The organism is Rufibacter roseus (genome assembly GCF_001647285.1).
In the GTDB taxonomy this organism is placed as follows: Bacteria; Bacteroidota; Bacteroidia; order Cytophagales; family Hymenobacteraceae; genus Nibribacter; species Nibribacter roseus.
Genome location: NZ_LRML01000009.1, coordinates 40,971 through 58,803, shown reverse-complemented (window position 1 = coordinate 58,803; position 17,833 = coordinate 40,971). Strand labels below are relative to the sequence as shown.

16 protein-coding genes are annotated in these 17,833 nt (G+C 46.6%); 4 read left to right on the top strand and 12 right to left on the bottom strand.

The genetic code is table 11. From position 1 onward, the window contains the following. Nucleotides 1–437: 437 nt before the first annotated feature. Nucleotides 438–2,204, top strand: coding sequence for an ABC transporter ATP-binding protein (locus A8O23_RS14165; RefSeq protein ID WP_066622361.1), 1,767 nt, complete (start codon nt 438–440; stop codon nt 2,202–2,204). 105 nt (nt 2,205–2,309) lie between these two features. Continuing rightward, nucleotides 2,310–2,831 carry a hypothetical protein gene (locus tag A8O23_RS14160; RefSeq protein ID WP_066622359.1) on the top strand — a complete coding sequence of 174 codons (522 nt, stop codon included), beginning with the start codon at nt 2,310–2,312 and terminating at the stop codon, nt 2,829–2,831. 1 nt (nt 2,832) lies between these two features. Here the strand turns inward: A8O23_RS14160 and A8O23_RS14155 are convergent, their stop codons facing one another. After that, complete coding sequence (locus tag A8O23_RS14155; protein WP_066622357.1) at nt 2,833–3,906, bottom strand: alkaline phosphatase D family protein; 1,074 nt, start codon at nt 3,904–3,906, stop codon at nt 2,833–2,835. 101 nt (nt 3,907–4,007) lie between these two features. After that, nucleotides 4,008–5,072: an alkaline phosphatase D family protein gene (locus A8O23_RS14150; protein ID WP_066622355.1), complete on the bottom strand. Its 1,065-nt coding sequence runs from the start codon at nt 5,070–5,072 to the stop codon at nt 4,008–4,010. A gap of 705 nt (nt 5,073–5,777) precedes the next feature. Here A8O23_RS14150 and A8O23_RS14140 point away from each other — a divergent pair. Continuing rightward, complete coding sequence (locus A8O23_RS14140) at nt 5,778–6,293, top strand: hypothetical protein (RefSeq protein WP_066622353.1); 516 nt, start codon at nt 5,778–5,780, stop codon at nt 6,291–6,293. A 138-nt stretch (nt 6,294–6,431) separates the two neighbouring features. Here A8O23_RS14140 and A8O23_RS21625 read toward each other — a convergent pair whose 3' ends face one another. After that, nucleotides 6,432–6,602: a hypothetical protein gene (locus A8O23_RS21625; protein WP_161486744.1), complete on the bottom strand. Its 171-nt coding sequence runs from the start codon at nt 6,600–6,602 to the stop codon at nt 6,432–6,434. Between the two features lie 457 nt (nt 6,603–7,059). Then, nucleotides 7,060–7,458 carry a hypothetical protein gene (locus A8O23_RS14130; protein WP_066622349.1) on the bottom strand — a complete coding sequence of 133 codons (399 nt, stop codon included), beginning with the start codon at nt 7,456–7,458 and terminating at the stop codon, nt 7,060–7,062. A 470-nt stretch (nt 7,459–7,928) separates the two neighbouring features. Between A8O23_RS14130 and A8O23_RS14125 the strand changes: the two genes are divergently transcribed. Then, nucleotides 7,929–8,354, top strand: coding sequence for a response regulator (locus A8O23_RS14125; protein WP_066622348.1), 426 nt, complete (start codon nt 7,929–7,931; stop codon nt 8,352–8,354). 96 nt (nt 8,355–8,450) lie between these two features. Here the strand turns inward: A8O23_RS14125 and A8O23_RS14120 are convergent, their stop codons facing one another. From A8O23_RS14120 to A8O23_RS14085, 8 genes are all read right to left on the bottom strand, one after another. Continuing rightward, on the bottom strand, nt 8,451–9,791 hold the full coding sequence (locus tag A8O23_RS14120) for a sensor histidine kinase (protein ID WP_239693409.1): 1,341 nt from the start codon (nt 9,789–9,791) through the stop codon (nt 8,451–8,453). Next, nucleotides 9,778–10,821: an ATP-binding protein gene (locus A8O23_RS14115; RefSeq protein WP_066622342.1), complete on the bottom strand. Its 1,044-nt coding sequence runs from the start codon at nt 10,819–10,821 to the stop codon at nt 9,778–9,780. The genes A8O23_RS14120 and A8O23_RS14115 overlap by 14 nt, the downstream gene beginning before the upstream one ends. After that, the gene (locus A8O23_RS14110) at nt 10,811–11,224 is read right to left on the bottom strand and encodes an anti-sigma regulatory factor (RefSeq protein ID WP_066622618.1); all 414 of its coding nucleotides are present in this window, start codon (nt 11,222–11,224) and stop codon (nt 10,811–10,813) included. Before A8O23_RS14110 ends, A8O23_RS14115 begins: the two co-directional genes overlap by 11 nt. After that, entirely contained in the window at nt 11,208–11,606 is a 399-nt protein-coding gene (locus A8O23_RS14105) for an STAS domain-containing protein (protein ID WP_066622340.1), read from the bottom strand. Before A8O23_RS14105 ends, A8O23_RS14110 begins: the two co-directional genes overlap by 17 nt. An 11-nt stretch (nt 11,607–11,617) precedes the next feature. Then, nucleotides 11,618–12,502, bottom strand: a complete 885-nt coding sequence (locus tag A8O23_RS14100) for an STAS domain-containing protein (protein WP_066622338.1) — start codon at nt 12,500–12,502, stop codon at nt 11,618–11,620. Between the two features lie 277 nt (nt 12,503–12,779). Next, nucleotides 12,780–15,191 carry an ABC transporter permease gene (locus tag A8O23_RS14095; protein ID WP_066622337.1) on the bottom strand — a complete coding sequence of 804 codons (2,412 nt, stop codon included), beginning with the start codon at nt 15,189–15,191 and terminating at the stop codon, nt 12,780–12,782. Between the two features lie 12 nt (nt 15,192–15,203). Next, entirely contained in the window at nt 15,204–15,893 is a 690-nt protein-coding gene (locus A8O23_RS14090; RefSeq protein WP_066622336.1) for an ABC transporter ATP-binding protein, read from the bottom strand. A gap of 220 nt (nt 15,894–16,113) precedes the next feature. Beyond that, a complete protein-coding gene (locus A8O23_RS14085; RefSeq protein WP_066622335.1) occupies nt 16,114–17,364 on the bottom strand; it encodes an efflux RND transporter periplasmic adaptor subunit in 1,251 nt (416 codons plus the stop codon). Nucleotides 17,365–17,833 lie beyond the last annotated feature (469 nt).

Below are 17,833 nucleotides of genomic sequence, written 5' to 3'. Positions count from 1 at the left end.
TCTGTTTTCGGACTGTTTTTGAAAAATCACGCCAAAAACGGTAGCTCAAAAGACCTAGCAGTGTCTTTCAGACCTGCTAGTGTCTGTGCCAGTAGGCGCTGCCTAAGGGCTTTCACTACCTACGCAGCAACGCCAATCAGGAGATTGGCTGTCCAATGGTGCGTAGAGCGCTGCGCTAACTCTGCGCACAACAACAACAACAACAAATCCCACAGCTAATCTATTGCCAGCTTTAGTAATTGGTTGGTATAATAGGGGAGACGAGGTCACCGGTAAATTGCGTGGTTTATTATGTACTTTTGCAGTGGAAGTTGATCTGTTTTTGAGTTGAAATTGGAAAAATAGCCTCAAAACCCGCACATCTTCCTGTTTGCTGTACCTGCAGCCAAACGTTCTGCGTTAGCAGGAACAGCTATATTCTATAAGAGATTCTATACATGAGTGAAATAGGCGGTGCCAAAACCGGAAGTGCTTTTGATTGGGAGGTGTTGCGGAAGATTTTCCGTTTCGTGACGCCGTACCGCAAGGTGTTCTGGTTTGTGGTGTTTTTAACGGTGGCCTCGGCAGTGTTGGCCACCATCAGACCATTCCTGATCCAGGAAATGGTGGACAAGGAAATTCTGCAGTACGATTGGCAGGGCGTGAACAAGATGTTTATCTGGCTTATTGTGCTGCTGGTGTTTCATACGGGCGTGTCTTACCTGCACACCTACTTTGCGGGTTGGCTAGGCCAGCACGTGGTGCGTGACATACGGGTGAAACTGTATGAACACATCCTCAAGCTTCGGCTGAAGTTCTATGACCGCACGCCCATTGGCACCCTGGTGACCCGCAACGTGAGCGATGTGGAAACGCTCTCTGATGTGTTCTCAGAAGGTTTGGCCGCCATGATTGGTGATGTGCTGCAGCTGATCTTCATCTTGATTTACATGTTCTGGATTGACTGGAAGCTGACGCTGGTGAGCCTTTCCATGTTCCCGCTGCTCATCATCAGTACCTATATTTTCAAGGAGAAAGTAAAAGCTTCTTTCCAGGAAGTGCGGGGCGCGGTGGCCAAACTCAACGCCTTCGTGCAGGAACACCTGACGGGCATGATGGTGGTGCAGATCTTCAACAACGAAGCCCGCGAGATGAAAAAGTTCGAGGCCATCAACAAAGAGCACACCAAGGCCAACATCAAATCGGTGCTGTATTACTCGGTGTACTTTCCGGTGGCCGAGGTGATTGGTGCGGCAGGTACTGGTTTGCTGGTGTGGTACGGAGCCAAAGGCGTGATTCAGGATACGGTGACCTTGGGTTCGCTCATTGCCTTTATCATGTACATTTCCATGTTCTTCCGGCCCATCCGGCAAATTGCCGATCGGTTCAATACGCTACAGCTGGGTGTGGTAAGCTCAGAGCGCATCATGAAGCTGCTGGAAAGCCAGGAAATGATTTCTGATTCAGGTTCCCACAAGCCTGAAACCATCAAAGGCAACGTCTCTTTTGAGAATGTGTGGTTTGCGTATAATGAAGAAGACTGGGTCTTGCGCGGAATTTCATTTGATGTAAAGGCAGGACAAACAGTAGCATTGGTAGGTGCCACGGGCGCGGGTAAAACTTCCATCATCAACCTACTCAGCCGCTTTTATGAGATAAATAAAGGCGTTATACAGGTAGACGGCCACAACATCAAAGACTTTGACTTAGATACTTTGCGAAGCCACATTGGAGTGGTGCTGCAAGATGTCTTCCTGTTCTCGGGTACCATTGCCGACAACATTAGCTTGGGCAACAAAGAAATTACCGAAGAACAGATGTGGCATGCCGCCAGGTTGGTAGGAGCCGACAAGTTTATTGAGCGTTTGCCCGGAGGCTTACAGTACAACGTGATGGAACGCGGAGCTACGCTCTCTGTAGGGCAGCGGCAGCTGATTTCGTTTGTACGGGCTATGGTGTACAACCCCAAAATCATCATTCTTGATGAGGCTACTTCCAGCGTTGACTCTGAAACCGAAGAACTGATTCAGTTTGCAATTGCGCAGCTTATGCAGGGCCGTACCTCTATTGTGATTGCGCACCGCCTGAGCACCATTCAGAAAGCAGATAACATCATTGTGCTGGACCGCGGCGAGATAAAAGAAAGTGGCCGCCATGAAGAACTGCTGCAGACTGGTGGCTACTATGCCCAACTGCACGAGATGCAATACAAGAATTTCGTTTAGAGTACCTTGCTGTTTTAGGTCTGTTTTTTTAAAAAAGTAGCCCTAAAACAAAAATCAGGGGCATCTTTATTCATTCATACACCCACTCATTCACTCATTAATTTCATGAACAAGAAGTTTCTCATCTACATGGTTATAGTAGCCGCCGTAGCGGTAGGTATTTATGCGTATGTAGGTGGCTTTACAGAAGTGAAAATAACCCAGACCGCCACTTCAGAGATTGTTATGGCCGGTAAACCTTTTGAGGGCGACCCTGAATCTGAGAAGTTGGGAGACATTTATCTGGAAGTAGGCAAAGCGGTAGAGCAGAAACAGCTCCCTGGTGACTTAGGAGGCATTTTCTACAATAACCCTACTAAGGAAACCAAAAAGGTAAAAGCATTTATTGGTGTGATAGTGCCTGATTCATCGGTAACATTACCCGCTGGTTTTGAATTAAGGAGAGTGGCCGCCGGCGAACCAGTGCTACAAGGCACTATAGACGCCAGTATGATGATTGCGCCCAAAAAGCTATACTCTGCCTTGTTTGACTATTCAGAAGAGCATGATGTGAAACTGCAAGAGTTTTACATTGAGCGCTACCCAGAAAACAAGCCATCTGTTATTCAGATCAAGATACAGAAGTAGGCTAGAAAGCTACGGTTTGGCTTAAATAGGTACGGTTGCGGTCCCCTTGTATTTGAAGGGCTACTTCTCTTTTTTCCCAATCAACCTGTATCAAGCCGAAATTTATCTTGGCAACTACCTCGCCTACTCTATGTTTGTTGGCGCCGGGCGCATAGTCTCTGCTAACGGTGTGGGTGAGGCCGCTGCTGGTTACCTCATAAACCGGCTGTGTTCTACCGTCCACTTCCAGCTGAGAAATTTCTGCCATGTGTCTGTCGCCAGACAGCAGAATGACACCCTCTGAATTAGTGCGGGAAATAAGCTTTAAGAGCCGTTCGCGACTTTTTGGGTAATCTGCCCATTTTTCTTCTGCGTGTTCTTCTGGTATAATTTGGGTGCTGTTGCCAATAATGGTAAGCTGCGCAGGGTTGCTTCTAAGTTCTTTCTCCAGCCATTTCCACTGTGCTTCTCCTAATATGTCGGCGGTAGGGGCTTTACTTTTCTTCTGTTTTTTCTTCTTACTGTTCTTTTGTGCCGGTACTGGTTTTTCAGGGGCATCGCGGTGATAGCGGGTGTCTAATAAGATTACTTTTACCTGCTGCCCTTTTGGCCCGTAGGTGTGGGCGCTATAAATGCCTTCTTGCTGCCGCAGCGGGCTATCTTCGGCTTCTCCAATAAAATCACAGAACAAGCTCTGACTCTCTGCTTTGTCTTGGAACTCTTTGCCGGCACTTCCTTTGCCGTAGTCATTGTGATCCCAAGTGCCAATGATAGTTGTAGACTCGCGCAAAGCATTGTAGCCAGGTTCTTGTAGTTGTTGGTTATAGTTTGCCTTGAGAGCTTTTAGATCAGAGGCTTCTGTATCTACGTTACCGCCTAGCCATATCCAGAGCTGCGGACGGTTCATGAGAATGTCAGCCCAGAGTGGCTGAGGCAGATCACTGCGGTTGCAAGACCCGAAGGCAATGGTGGTAAGAGGTTTTGCCACAGGAGCCTTCTTCTTGTTAGGTTTATCTTTTTCTGGTGCTACAGCTACACCGGGAATCAAGCTCAGCCAAATCAATATCAGAGAGAGAGAATTTAATATTAAAGCCATACTATATATATAATAGATTTATATGGCTAAGGTAAAAATTTAGAGATCATCTTGTATAGAAAGCATAAGTAAATCTACTATTTATTGAAAAGTTAATACTCTTAATTGGTTGATGTTGTAGTAAGAAATTCTACTTTAAAAGACTGGTGTAGCTTATTACGACGTCCCCTAAATTGAAAGTCAACTACAGCCGAAGTGGGTTTCCAGGCAATGTGCAGAACCCCAAAGTTTAATTTATCATGCATTTCACCTATGCGGTTTTGGTTAGGTTCAAATACTAGCCCTCCTTTCCAGGTGTGGGTAAGGCCGCTTGTGGTAAAATCATATAATGGGTAGGGGAGATCCGGTAGGTTTAGCTTAGACAACTCTGCAAAATGCCGATCGCCGGACAATAGAATAACATTGGAAGCTTTGGTTTCGGCAATAAGGTTAAACAGTCGCTGCCGGGCTTTAGGAAAATTGCCCCAACGCTCTAAGCCGTGATCATTGGCAATGATCTGAATACCGCTGCCAATAAAGTGCAGCTGGGCTTTGCTGTTTCTAAGCTCGTGCTCCAGCCATCGCCACTGCTGCTCGCCTAAAATATCGCCGGTCTCATTGGGGGTGCGGTTAGGCTCTGGGGCGGGCAAAGAATCACGGAAGGTTCGTACATCTAATAACAGTATTTTAACCTGCTGCCCGGGTGGACCATAAGTATGGGCGCTGTACACTCCTTGTTGCTTCCGGCGAGGGCTGTTTACTGGCTCGCCCATAAAATTCCAGAATAGCTGCGCACTTTCAAAGCGTTGCGGATACTCTTTGCCTTCGTTGTTTTGTCCGTAGTCGTGGTCATCCCAAGTACCTATGACTGGTATTTGCTGGTATAATAGCTGATAATCAGGGTTATTTAACTGTTTCTGGTATTTTGCCTTCATTACGGCCATGTCATTGGTGTTGGCGTAAATATTGTCTCCTAACCAAATCCAGAGCTGTGGCTGGTTTTTAAGCACCTCTTGCCAGAGTGGTTGTTTGCGGTCTTGTGAATTGCAGGAACCTAAGGCAATAACTGAAAGCGGCGTATGAGCACTGGCAGCTGGTAAGGCTTCATAATGCCTGTCTGTATCTGCAGAAGAGCAGGAGGTCAGGAACAGATAGATTAGAATTAACCAAAGTCTAAGTTGCTGCATAGGAACGGGTACGTCAGACTAATAAGGGAAGATGCGTTGCGCGGGAACAACAAGAGAGAACTTTCTCTGGCCTATAAATAGAGCAAAAAAAGAAGGGCCAGCTTTTCAAGGCTGGCCCTTTCGGGTAATTGGCTTGCGCCGGCTATATATAAATCCCCGGCAGGGGTACAGTTTTATTTTCTTGTGTTAATAATCCTAAAAGCTTCCTCTCGCGAAATTTCTCTTTCCAGCAGTAACATATCGTTTCTACCCACTAATAGTAATCTAAAGGCTTCTTTCAAATCATGGTAATATATGAGCATGGTAATATCCTCATATCCCCTCATAAAGATTTTTCGAGCTCTAGTTTTCAAATTATATAATTCCAGTTTAATGCGTTTCAACTTCTCCATCATTACGGTATGGGCATCATGCATATGATTTATTTATAGGGGTTTATACTTAAAAAGAATAGCCTAAGTTACTGTAATAATAAAGGATATGAATTGTACTTTTTAAAATATTATGTCTTGAGGTGATGTAAAAAGCCTTATTGTTAGTTTCTATTATAGAACAATTGCCTCATTGACATAAGCATAAAATGTATAGTATGTAATAATAGCTATGTTGTTATATAAATTTTCTTAGGTTAGTATGCTATCTATAAAAGGAGGATTACGTATGAATAGGTAGGCGCTATTGCTTAACTATGAAGGAATTTTAAAAATGAAAAACGTATTCAATCCCCTAAAAAAGATGTTGGCAGCCTTTGCCTTTATGCTGGCTGTGGCACACATGGCGCAGGCGCAACACCTGAGCGTAAATGAACTGATTGACCTTAGGGCTAAGTCTCTAGAGGAACTGCAAACTGTACTAGGAAAAAAAGGATGGGTATACCGCGGCCAATGCGGTACCGGTGAAGACGGTGAGCGCTATTGCTTTAAAATTGGCGATAAAAAAGGAGATGGGCTTGCCTCTGTGCTGTATGTAGTGAAGAACGGCGACGACCAGTCCTTAGAGTACACCGTTTACCGGCCAGGGCTAATTACCCAAATACAGAACAACATTAGAAACGCTGCTTTTAAGTTGGTGGGCCAAAAACCAATAAATGAGCAAATTAAGCTGAGGGTGTATGAGAAAGGACAAGATGTACTGGTAGCCCGCGGAGGCGTTGACCGTAAGTACTATAGCTTAGAAATTCACCAGAAACCATCTTACAGGCGTATGCAGGCCTCAAGATAGTTTTTAAAGTAACAGAAGAGCTGTGTTTCCGGGCTGTTTTTGCTAAAACAGCCCTGAAACACAGCTCTTCTGTTTAAATACAATAAGGTATTTCCTGGGGAAAAGATATTACGGGCTTACCCCAGGCAAGTAGTTCTCTTAATTCTCTGAGAAAGTATAACCGCAAAAATTATAAATCTCAGCCAGTGGGGCAACTGGTGGCAAAGTCTGTTGCAACACCAGTGGTGGGTTGTCTTGCGATACAAAACCCCATCGGTTCCGGTTGCAGTAACGCAGTTCTTCCGGCAATTTCAGCTTTCGGTGTTTCATATTGGTGCCTCCTCTAACAGTTAGACTGAAATTCCATGGCGCTACCCCTACGTAGACGCTTAACTTTACAAAAATAATCTGAAACCGCAGGCATAATGTTGTTCTTTTCTTGCTCTTCCGCATGCGGCGCACTCAAATACAACTGAAAATTTGATAAGGGGGATGCCTGAAGGCTATCCTGTAATTGGAAGTAGCGGTAATTTGTACGCGCTCCTTTACTAATTATGGTAGCCACGTAACATTTTGCCAGTGGCTGCCTCTAAACCAGTAGGTTTTTTTGCTAACCATATAATTGACAAAAACGTGTGCTACTGCTTTAAATACTCGGCAAAACTTATTTAGGTTGCCTCAGCTTCTCAATTTTACGAAATAAAAAGATGTTGGACAGGGGGCTGTACATTGTATGGATGCACGGCGTTTCCGGCGGGTTTTGCTTAAAACAGGCCGGAAACGCTGCTTATATATGCTTGGTTAATTCCCTGATTCTTCCGCGCAGTTGATCTAAGTTGCTTTGCTGCTGCCTTTGCTTCTCAATATCATCTAATTCTTGCAGCAGGTTTTGCATTTCTGCTAAATAAGCGGCCCGGTCTTTTTTCAGGTGTCCCTCAGGATTTTGGTTTTGTTCGCTTGACTTGAAAACATTGCCCTCTCCATAAATTACCCATCTTGAGTTAAGATCTGGCAGCTGCTTGAGCAGCGCCAGCAGGTCATCCATAGAATACTCTTCGCCTTGCACTATACAGCCTACCAAAGCAGGCTCAGTTTGAGTTAATACGCTTAGTTGGTATACGTCCAGCTCTTTTATTCTCATATAGAATTTAAGGCGGGCGCTTATCTGCTGCAGGTTAATGGCCATAGCTTATTATTGTTAAAGTAGAGTAAGCGGTTCGTCCAAAGCTCTGAGCAAGTGGGGGCGTAGATCAGGGCGTGGTCAATCCTCTCACCCTAATACGCAAGTAGGGCATGCAGTGTTAATGTGGTAAAAATTTGGCTTTAGGAATAGGTGAACTAAATGAATCAAGACTAGGGTAGATTTTGTGCTTCAGGAAAATATAGAAGATGAAGTTTTTGAAACTAAGTAAATAGGCGGCCGTAATAAGCCGATTAGCTCTGCCAGAGGGGTGTTTGGGTTGAGTGAGAAATTAACAAGTGGCTAAACAACAGCTTTAAATCAAATGTTGCCGCAATGGCAATGTTCAGAAATTGTGTTGTTTTTGCATGATCCAATTTTATAAAATGTGAAAACATTGAACTTTGTTTTTGCTATATTTGTGAAGTATATATAAGGTCCAGAATTTGCTTCCCCCCTGTTAAAAGTTAAATTATATGAAGACTCAGTACGAGCCGTTGGATTTAGTAATGTTGGTAGATGATGATGATACTACTAATTTCGTCAACAAGCGATTGCTGTCTAAGTTAGGAGTAGCTAATGAAATCATTATAAAGAAGAACGGCGCTGAAGCATTAGAGTATTTGGTGCAAGCGGGAGCAGATGGGGCTACTGTAAAGTATCCTGATCTTATTTTCCTGGACATTAAAATGCCGGTTATGGATGGCTTCAGTTTCTTAGATGAGTATCATAAGCAAGATCTGGGGCAAAAAGGCGGCATGATCATCTTAATGCTTACCTCTTCTGCCAGTTTTTATGATTTAGAGCGGTTGAAGACATATGAGCACGTGAAGAAGCATTTCTCTAAAGCACTTACTGAATCTGACGTAAGAGACATTATGTCTCAGTATTACGTGAAATAGAGTTACGATAGGTTTTATATAAAAGCAGAAGTGCGCAATTGCGGCACCTTCTGCTTTTATAGGCTATAGAGACAAATTACCTGAAGAAATAGTATCTTAATATGGCCAGGTAAAGTGCATGGCAGTTCCCCGGCCTTTGGAATGTACCCACAGGCGACCTGCTTTTTCCTGCACAATCTTCCGGACTAATGCCAGCCCAATACCCGTGCTGTCAGGGTGGTTCACGTCGCTAGTGGTTTCAAACAACTCAAATATTTTTCCATGGTCTTCTGCGGGTATGCCGGGGCCATCATCAACTACCGCAAATTCCCAACAGGCTGGGTGCTGAAAGGCTTTGATCCAGATTTGCCCGTTAGGCAAGTCATGATATTTAATGGCGTTGCTAAGAAGGTTGCTGAAAATCTGCTGCAGAAATATTTCCTCGGTCTCTAAAACTGGTAGTTCATCTGGCACATACACCTGCAGGCCCTGGGGTATGGCCAGGGTGGTAAGCACATTATAAAGCAACTCGCCCACTGCCACTTTCTTTTTCTGTATTTGCTGCCTGCCTGTAAGTGAATAAGCCAGTACATCTCTAATGAGATGGTCCATGCGCTTAATCTGTAGCTGAATCATGGGCATTACCGCCTGTGCTTCTTCTTTGCTGTCTTCTTGCAGAAAATCAGTGACAGCCTCAGACAACCCTCTAATGTTGTGCAGCGGCGCCTTTAAGTCATGGGTTACTGTTTGAGCAAATTCATCAAGCGTTTTATTTACCTGCTCCAACTCCTGGTTCTTGACATCACGCTCCTGCAGCAGTGCATTGATTTCATGGTTAGAGGTTTGGAGCTCTTGGTTTAGGTGCTGGATTTCCTGCAGTTGGTACTCAGCCTCAATGGTGCGTACCCGCAGCTGCTCCATCAGCTCAATGAGCTGCATGTTCTGGCGCTTTATCTCTGCGTAAGGTGATATTTCAGACTCATTGTTGAAATAGTCTGACCAACCTTGAATGATGGCGGCATTGATTGGCGGGTGGTTGTGCGGGACACGCTTCTGCAGTCGTACACGGGTTCCTTTTTCAAAATCACTTTCTAGCTGAAAATGATCTACCAGTTTTCGGGAACTGTATATGCCCTGGCCCTTGCCGCCCACGGGAGCGTACTTGCGATCTAGTATTTCCTGCACATTGGGTATACCCCGGCCCCTGTCTGTCACAAATGCTTCTAAAGACAGAAAATTGCGGCTTTCTACCATACTGAACCGAATGGTGCCTTCGCCTACGTGCTCCAGTACATTACGGCAAATCTCAGAAACAGCCGTCGCGAATTTTGTTTGGGCGGCAACGGGTAAACCTGAAAATTCAGAAAGCTGCATGGCGCGCTTATACGCCAGCACTACGTCCAGTTCGTTCTGCAGCTTAATGGTGGTGATAGGGTGGTCCATATTAATCAGTAGCACGTACCACTACCACCAAGGTGTCGTCGGTGGTGCGGGTATTGTCTTTATAGAGTACTGCCGCTATCAACGTTGGGTCATGCTTCGTCAGTTCCGGGTACTTCTGAAAATCCCAGCGACTTTTTAAGCCGTCAGAGTGTAAAACAATAATATTGCCCCGCTCCCAGGTCAGGTGTTGGTCATTAATGGTGTTGGGCATGCTCATGCCAAGGGTGCCGTTGTAAGAAAGCAGGTTTTTGGCACGGTCATGCAAAAGCAGTCTGCCGCCTATGTTGCCTACCCCGCAGAAACGCAGGGTGCCAGCATCAGCGGTCCAGTGGGCAATGGCGCCTACGGCGCCTCTGGTTCTTTTAATGGCACTGTGTACCCCGCGTAGCATGTCAGAAGGGCTGCCTTTTGGCTGTTGCTGAAAGGCTTGCAGTGCGGCGGTGGCCGCCTCGTGCGCATGCTCTCCATGGCCCAGACCATCCAGGGTAAACAAGTAGGCGCCCTGGTGCGCCAGGCGTATGCCCCAGCCATCGCCGCTGACATGCTCCCCTTGCTTAGGCACCATTACTGCGCCTATCTCAAATTTATTTTCATTGCGGGCGCCGGATTTGGGCGCGTTCCCTTTCCGGTACACCCTAGACAGGATAACGGTGCCAATACCGCGCTGAGAGTAGATGTCAAAGAAGTCAGATTGCCGTTTTATAGATCCTAGCCCCTGGCCCATGCTGCCAAAGGTAGAAACACCGTCTTCCATCATGCGCAATGGATCACTCATGCCGGGGCCGTTGTCCAGGCAGAGCAATTCAATTCCGCAGGTTTTGCCGTTCAATTGGCAAATAGGCTTCACCAGCAGTTCGCCGCCGTGGGTGCCGGTGTGCTTGAGCAGGTTGGTGGCCATTTCAGTTACTACCAAGCTGACTCTGCCCACCTCCGCTTCAGTAAAGTTGTGGGCTTCGGCAATTTTACTAATGTCCCGCCTTATAATGTTCAGGAAGCTCCTGTCTATAAGGGGGAACTGGTGGTACGCATCAAAATTAAAGTCCATTTTTCCACCGGATTATGGTAACTGTGGTGCCTTTGCCGGATTCGCTCTTAATATCGAACTCATTCACGAGTCGTTTAGCTCCCGGCAGCCCCAGCCCTAAACTCTTTCCAGTAGAATAACCATCTTTCATGGCTAAGGTTACATCTTTTATACCTGGCCCCTCATCTACAAAGATTAAGCGTACGCCTGGTATGCTGTTTCTGCTGACAATCTCTAAATGCGTAATGCCGCCGCCGCCGTAGCGTAGCATATTCCTGACCAATTCACTGGCAGCCGTTATGAGCTTGGTCTGGTTTACCAGACTCATGCCTATCTTGGTAGCTAGTTCTTTGATCCGGTTCCGGAACAAAACTACGTCTTGCTCTCTCTGAATAGGAAGCTTCTCTTTAGATAAAACTATCATAGAGGCCTTCCTCATCCTTGTCTAATTGGCCAATCTTATCGCGCAACAGTTCCATGCCCTGTTCTACGTCAAGGGCGGTATGTACGCCGGAAAGAGTAAGACCCAGTTCTACCAGGGTAATGGCTACCGCTGGCTGCATGCCTACCACTACAGTGGTGGCATCCATTATTTTAGACATTGAGGCAATATTGCCCAAAATGCGCCCCATAAAGGAGTCTACAATGCTTACGGCGGAAATATCTATCAACACGCCTTTGGCTTCGGTCTTGCTCACCATGTTGATGAGGTCGTTCTCTAAGGTAAGGGCCAGCCGGTCATACAGATCCACTTGTATAGTCACCAGCAGGAAGGGGCCCATTTTTAAAATTGGGATTCTTTCCATGGTAGTGCTGCTTAAAACCCGAAGTTCTGCTTATTGTTCTGTGAGGTGCCGGTTGCTCTGGTAACCTGAATGTTCAGCATAGAAAACGACATTTTCAAAGCACTGGCTAAGGTGGCTTTGGTGTAGATGTTGGTGAGGTCAATGCCTAAGTGCACAATGGTCTGGGCTATTTCGGCCCTGATGCCGCTAATGATACACTCAGCTCCCATAAGGCGGGCGGCGCTCACGGTCTTTATTAAATGCTGGGCTACCAATGAGTCTACGGTAGGCACACCAGAGATGTCAAGAATGGCAATGCGACTACCGGTGGCTACAATTTCTTCTAACAAGGCCTCCATTACCACCTGGGTGCGGGCGCTGTCTAGGGTGCCAATAATAGGCAGGGCCAAAATTCCTTCCCATACGCGTATAACCGGAGTGGAAATTTCGCTCATCTCATTAGTTTGGCGCAGAATTACTTCCTCACGACCTTTGATGTACGTTTCCATGGTGACCATGCTCAGGCTATCCATGATTTTGTTCATGGAGATGATCTCGCGGTACAACGTGGCCGGGTCTTCTTTGAACCTGTCTTCTAACACGTTGCTCAGCACTTCTTTCAGGCTCAGAATGTAAGAGCTGGTTTCACGGGGCGAGAAGCCTTGGCGGGCGCGTGAAATAGATATTTCGTTCAGAATATCTCTAATAGGCTCATACCCCTCTGAGTCAGTGTCTTCCGCGGATGAGGTGCCAAAAGCTTTGATCAGCGCTGTTAAAAACTCTTCAGACTGCTGCTGAAGCTCAGCCACGCTCATTAAATCATCCCGCAGAGCGGCGTCCTGTAATTGATTGCTCAACCAGTTTTCCAGAATCTGCTTTTTCTTACTTTTCAGGGCAGCAGCGCTTTCTTTGTTCATATAGCGGTTAGGGTTTGGGGAGGGTATAGGTTTTTGTTTTTTACCTCTTTTCTAAAAAACAGCTCAAAACCATTATAGAAAAGGCAGGTGTAAATGTAACGATTTCTACTGCTAAACCTGAATATATTGGCTTATGTTTTGAAGGGGCTAAAGGAAACAGAATAAACACTTCTAAAAATAGAACCCCCGCCTACTACAGGAGGGGGTAGAAAAGAAGAGGACCTAGTGCTGTTTTAGCCCTCTTTTTTGGAAAACAGATTTAAAACAGGAGGATCGCCTATTCAGTTTTGAGGGCAATAACCGGATTAGAGAAAGCAGCCCGCAAAGCTTGTACACTTACGGTGGTTAAGGCAATAAGCAGCGTAAGTGCCCCCGCCACAAAAAACACCCAGTAACTTATGTCAATGCGGTAGGTGAAGTCTTGTAGCCACTTGTTCATGAAGTAATAAGAAACAGGTACGGCCAGCACAAAAGCCACCAGCACCAGCTTGGCAAAATCTTTAGAGAACAACACTAATATACTGCCAGAGGAGGCTCCCAGCACTTTACGCACGCCCACTTCTTTGGTGCGTTGTGTTACCATAAAAGACACCAGCCCATATAAACCCAAGCAGCCAATCAGAATGGCAATGAAGGAGAAAATCTTGAACAGGTGCGCCTGCCGCTGCTCATCCTCATAAAATCGGGCAAGGGTGTCGTCTAAAAATTCATAATAGAAAACATCATCTGGGTAAGCAGAGGTCCATATTTTTTTTAGGTGGGCCAGGGCGGCGGTGGCATCCTTCTGCTCAATTTTGGCATTTACGGTAAAATACAACGAGCTCCACGTGGAAATAACCACGGGTTCAATTTTGTTGCGCAAAGAGCCCACATGGAAATCTTTTACCACCCCCACAATAGGGCCTTCTGAATTTCCGCCGTTCACCAGCAGCTTTTTACCCAGCGCCTCCTCCGGGTTTGTAATGCCCACGTTTCTAAGAAATGTTTCGTTTACCAGAAACTCACGCATGGTGTCGCTTTTCTCGTAAATGCGCCCGGCCAGCAGGTCAATGCCAAAGGTCTCTACAAAATGTTCATCGGCTACTTTAAAGTTTAGGTTGAAATTGTGGTTAATGGAATAGTCATCGAACCTGAAAGACATAGAAAAGTTAGAGTTGGAAGAAGGCGCGGCAAAGGCAAAGGTGACGTTCTTAACGGCCGAATGTGCCTCTAGCTGAGGCCGCAGCGCCATTAGCTTCTTGGCCTGCCCAGATGGGAAAGGAATAGTGACGATGGCTTCTTTGTCAAAACCCAGGGAGGCGCTACGGAAATACTCCATTTGGTTGTGCACAATAATGGTGCAGATAATGAGCACCTGGCAAATAGTAAACTGCACCACCACCAGCGCCTGCCGGAGTGAAATACCCGCCGTACGGGCCGTAGCCACTTTGCTTTTTAAGGCGGAGATGGGCTGGAAGCCTGACAGAACCAGCGCCGGATAAAAACCCGCAAAAAAAGTAACCGTGAGCAGTTCGGCCAGCAGGAAGAGCAGCGCTGCAGGGCTGTTTAAAATGGAAAAGGTAATCTGCAGGTCTAGCAATTTGTTCAGGAAAGGCAGCAGCAACTCTGCTAATACTACCGATAAAAGCACCGCAACCAGTGTAATCAGGCCGGTCTCACAAAGGAACTGCACCATTAGCTGCGTTTTGTTGGCACCCAGCACCTTTCGCATGCCTACTTCTTTGGCTCTCCGGAGGGCTTGGGCCGTGGCCAGGTTCACAAAGTTGATGGAGGCTACCAATACCAAGAACAAGCCTACCAATGCCATAGCCCAAAGGGTAGTGGTGCTGATGGTGCGGTCTCCAAAATTGCTGTAGCGGTCGTCAAAATGCACCTTGCTCAGCGCTTGGAACGTATATCGTTCCTTTTCTCCGGGAGAAAGCCTACGGAGTTCAGAGGTTATTTTATTAAGCCGATCTTCTGACTGCTGCACCGAGGCACTCGGGGCTAAGGCGAAATACACCTGATGGTTGCTGCTGGTGCTGTTCCAGGTATCATTCGAGAATAAATTTATTTTTTTAGAGTTCTCGTAATTGACCAGCATAATGAAGGGCAAATCTGTATTGGCGGGAGCATCTGGTATAACACCGGTTACCTTCAGGTTTACCTCGTTGTTCAGACGGAGCATTCGTCCCTCTGGGTTTTGCCCCGGAAAATACTTCTCGGCAATGGTGCTGGTCAGCAAGAGGCTGTTGGGGGCCGCTATGGCCTGTTTGGCGTTGACATTACCTGTTTCAAAATCGAACAAGTCAAAGAACTCCGGCTCAATGAACAAAATATTGTTCTCTTCCCTGAATCTTTGGGGAGCGACTTTGTCATTTGTTGAAAGCACCGTGATGGTTCCTTCGTCTAGGTTGAAAATGTGCGTGGCTGGCGTTAATTCCGGCAAAGAGGCTTTAATGGTGGCCAGCATAGGGTAAGGCGTTCCCGCTGAATAGCTAGGGCCATGCTGGGTTACTTTGTCTACATTAATGCGGTAGATGCGGTCTGCCTTGCTATGGAAAGTGTCAAAGCTGAGCTCGTGCTGAATTACCAGAAACAGGAGCAAACTACAGGTGATACCTAAAGCCAAGCCTACCACATTGAGTGTAGTATACCCAAGGTGCCGGCGCAAGGTGCGTACCGCCACTAAAAAATAGTTCTTCAACATATTAGGTAGGATTTAGAGTGTGGCGAGTTCTTTCACGTTTTCAGAGATGATTTGCCCGTCAAATAAGTTGACAATGCGGTGGGCATAATCAGCGTCAGTAGGGGAGTGGGTCACCATGACAATGGTGGTGCCTTGCTCGTTCAGGGTGCTTAGGAGCTGCATCACTTCCTGGCCGTGGGCAGAATCAAGGTTACCAGTAGGTTCATCAGCCAGAAGCAACTTTGGTTTTGACACTACGGCTCTAGAAATAGCCACCCGTTGCTGCTGACCACCAGATAGTTGCTGCGGGAAGTGGTTTCGGCGGTGTGCAATCTGCATTTGCTCCAGCACCTGCTCTACGCGCTGCTTTCGCTCGGCACTACCCACGTTCAGGTAAATAAGTGGCAGTTCCACGTTTTCATACACAGTCAGTTCATCAATCAGGTTAAAGCTTTGGAACACAAACCCTAAATACTCTTTGCGAAGATTCGCCCGCTGCCGTTCACTGAATTTTGATATCTCCTGCTCCAGAAAATAGAACTCACCGCCACTGGGGTTGTCCAGAAGTCCGATGATGTTGAGCAGCGTAGACTTACCGCAGCCCGATGGCCCCATGATAGCCAGAAACTCGCCCTGTTTCACGTGGAGGTTTACATTGACCAAAGCGGTAGTTTCCACCTCATCGGTGGTATATTTCTTCTGAAGGTTGACAGTTTTTATCATTGCTTTATTTCGTTACTCGTTGTTTGTTATCCGTTCCTCGTATCTGGTAGCGTGTATCAGGTAGCACGACTATTTTCTTTTTTTGTCCCCCGTCCTTGTCATCCCCCTACCCCCTTCAAAGGGGGACGAAATGCTTTCATTTTCCGGACTCAAGGCTCAGGACTTGGAGCTGAAGTAGGCTGTTTTAGGGCTGTTTTCGCCAAAACAGCCCTAAAACAGCCTACTTCAGCTCCAGCTTGTCTTTTTCGTTAAAAGAGTCATAGGAAGAGGTAATTACTTGGTCGCCGGGTTTCAGGCCTTCCAGTACCTCATAATATTCAGGGTTTTGGCGGCCTAGTCTAATGCTGCGTTTAGTGGCTACTTTGCTGCCTTCGTCCAGCACGTAAGCCCAGGCACCGCCGGTACTTTGGTAGAAGCCGCCGCGAGGCAGCAGAACGGCAGGCGCAGGGTCAGAAAGCTGAAGCCTTATCTGTAGGGTTTGGCCCCGCCGGATACCTTTGGGTACATCGCCAATAAAGATCATGTCCACCGGAAAGCGACCGTTCAACACCTCAGAATACACCAAGGAAATCTCCAGCGGATAGGTTTTGCCGTTGTAGGTGAACTCACCGCGTTGGCTGGCAAACACCCGGCTCACGTAGTGCTGGTCTAAATCAGCTTTCACTTTGAACCCGCTCAAATCATCTATCTGACCAATTACCTGACCAGCTTGCACGGGGGCGCCCAATTCCACTTGTATCGAAGATAATTGACCAGAGATGGGCGCTTTGATGTACAGGTTCTTGAGGTTGTCTTCCATCATGTTCAGGTTGCGGCTGGTGCGGTCAATAGTGGTTTGCAGCTGGGCAATCTGCTGCTTGGCGTTGGCCTCTTCAAACCGCTGCGATTCCTGCTCAATTTCATATTCAGCCTTTAGGCGCTCGTATTCCCGCTTCATGTTAAAGAATTCCTGCTGAGAAACAGCCTTTGCCTCATATAGCGCCACGTTACGCTCATAAGCATCTTTGGCGGCGTCTACCTGAGCATGAAGTGTTGCCAAACGGCGGCGCAGGTTAAACTTATTCTGCTGTAAGCTGAGCTTAGAATTCTGCAAGTTGTTGATCAGGTCGTTCATGAGCGTTTCCTGGTTCATGAAATCCAGTACCAGACGGTTGTTGGTCAGTTTCAGAATGGGATCACCTTGTTTCACCGGTTTGCCGCCCTCTAAGAACTTCTGCTCTACAGTGCCACCTTCTACGGCCGGAATCACAATGGTTTTAATAGGGTGCACCGTGCCGTCAACGGGAATAAATTCTTGGAAAGAACCTTGGCTAACGGTAGACATGGTAATTTTCTGGCTCTCAACGTTCAGCTTAGAACTATTATCTGCGAAGGCAATAAAGTAGGTGACAAAGCCCAAAAGAGCTACTATGGCAGTATATCCGAAAATCTTCTTGGCTGTCCACCGTTTTTTCTCAATGATTCTGTCCATGCAGGGTGTGCGGTTTTTAATTATGCTATTAATGCCAATAGCTGTGCCAGTTTCATAAACTGTTGATCATCAGTAGAAATAGATGTAGGTTGGATTTGAAAGTGTTCGCTGGCGAACATTTTTTGTTCAAGCCCGCACACGTAGCTGCTTGGCTGATGTAGAAGAAAGCCTTTCTTATTCAGCCGCCAACCACAATTACTCTAACAGCTGGAAATTCCTTTTCCGGCTTTGGTTAACTTAGCCAAGCGTAGGAATGCCAATGGTAGACAGGTCCTGTCACTTTAATTAAGGAAGTGCAGATTCTGGTTGTTTGCGGTAAAGCCGCCTCTGCCAAAGTCACTGCCGTTTGAAGATTGACTATATGCATCCGGTAAAGGGAAACAGTAAATGGATGATGCTGATGTTCTTTGGCAGGCATTGTCAGAGAACAACAAAAAAGCCGAATTCCTGCTCGTTACTCCCTGCCGCT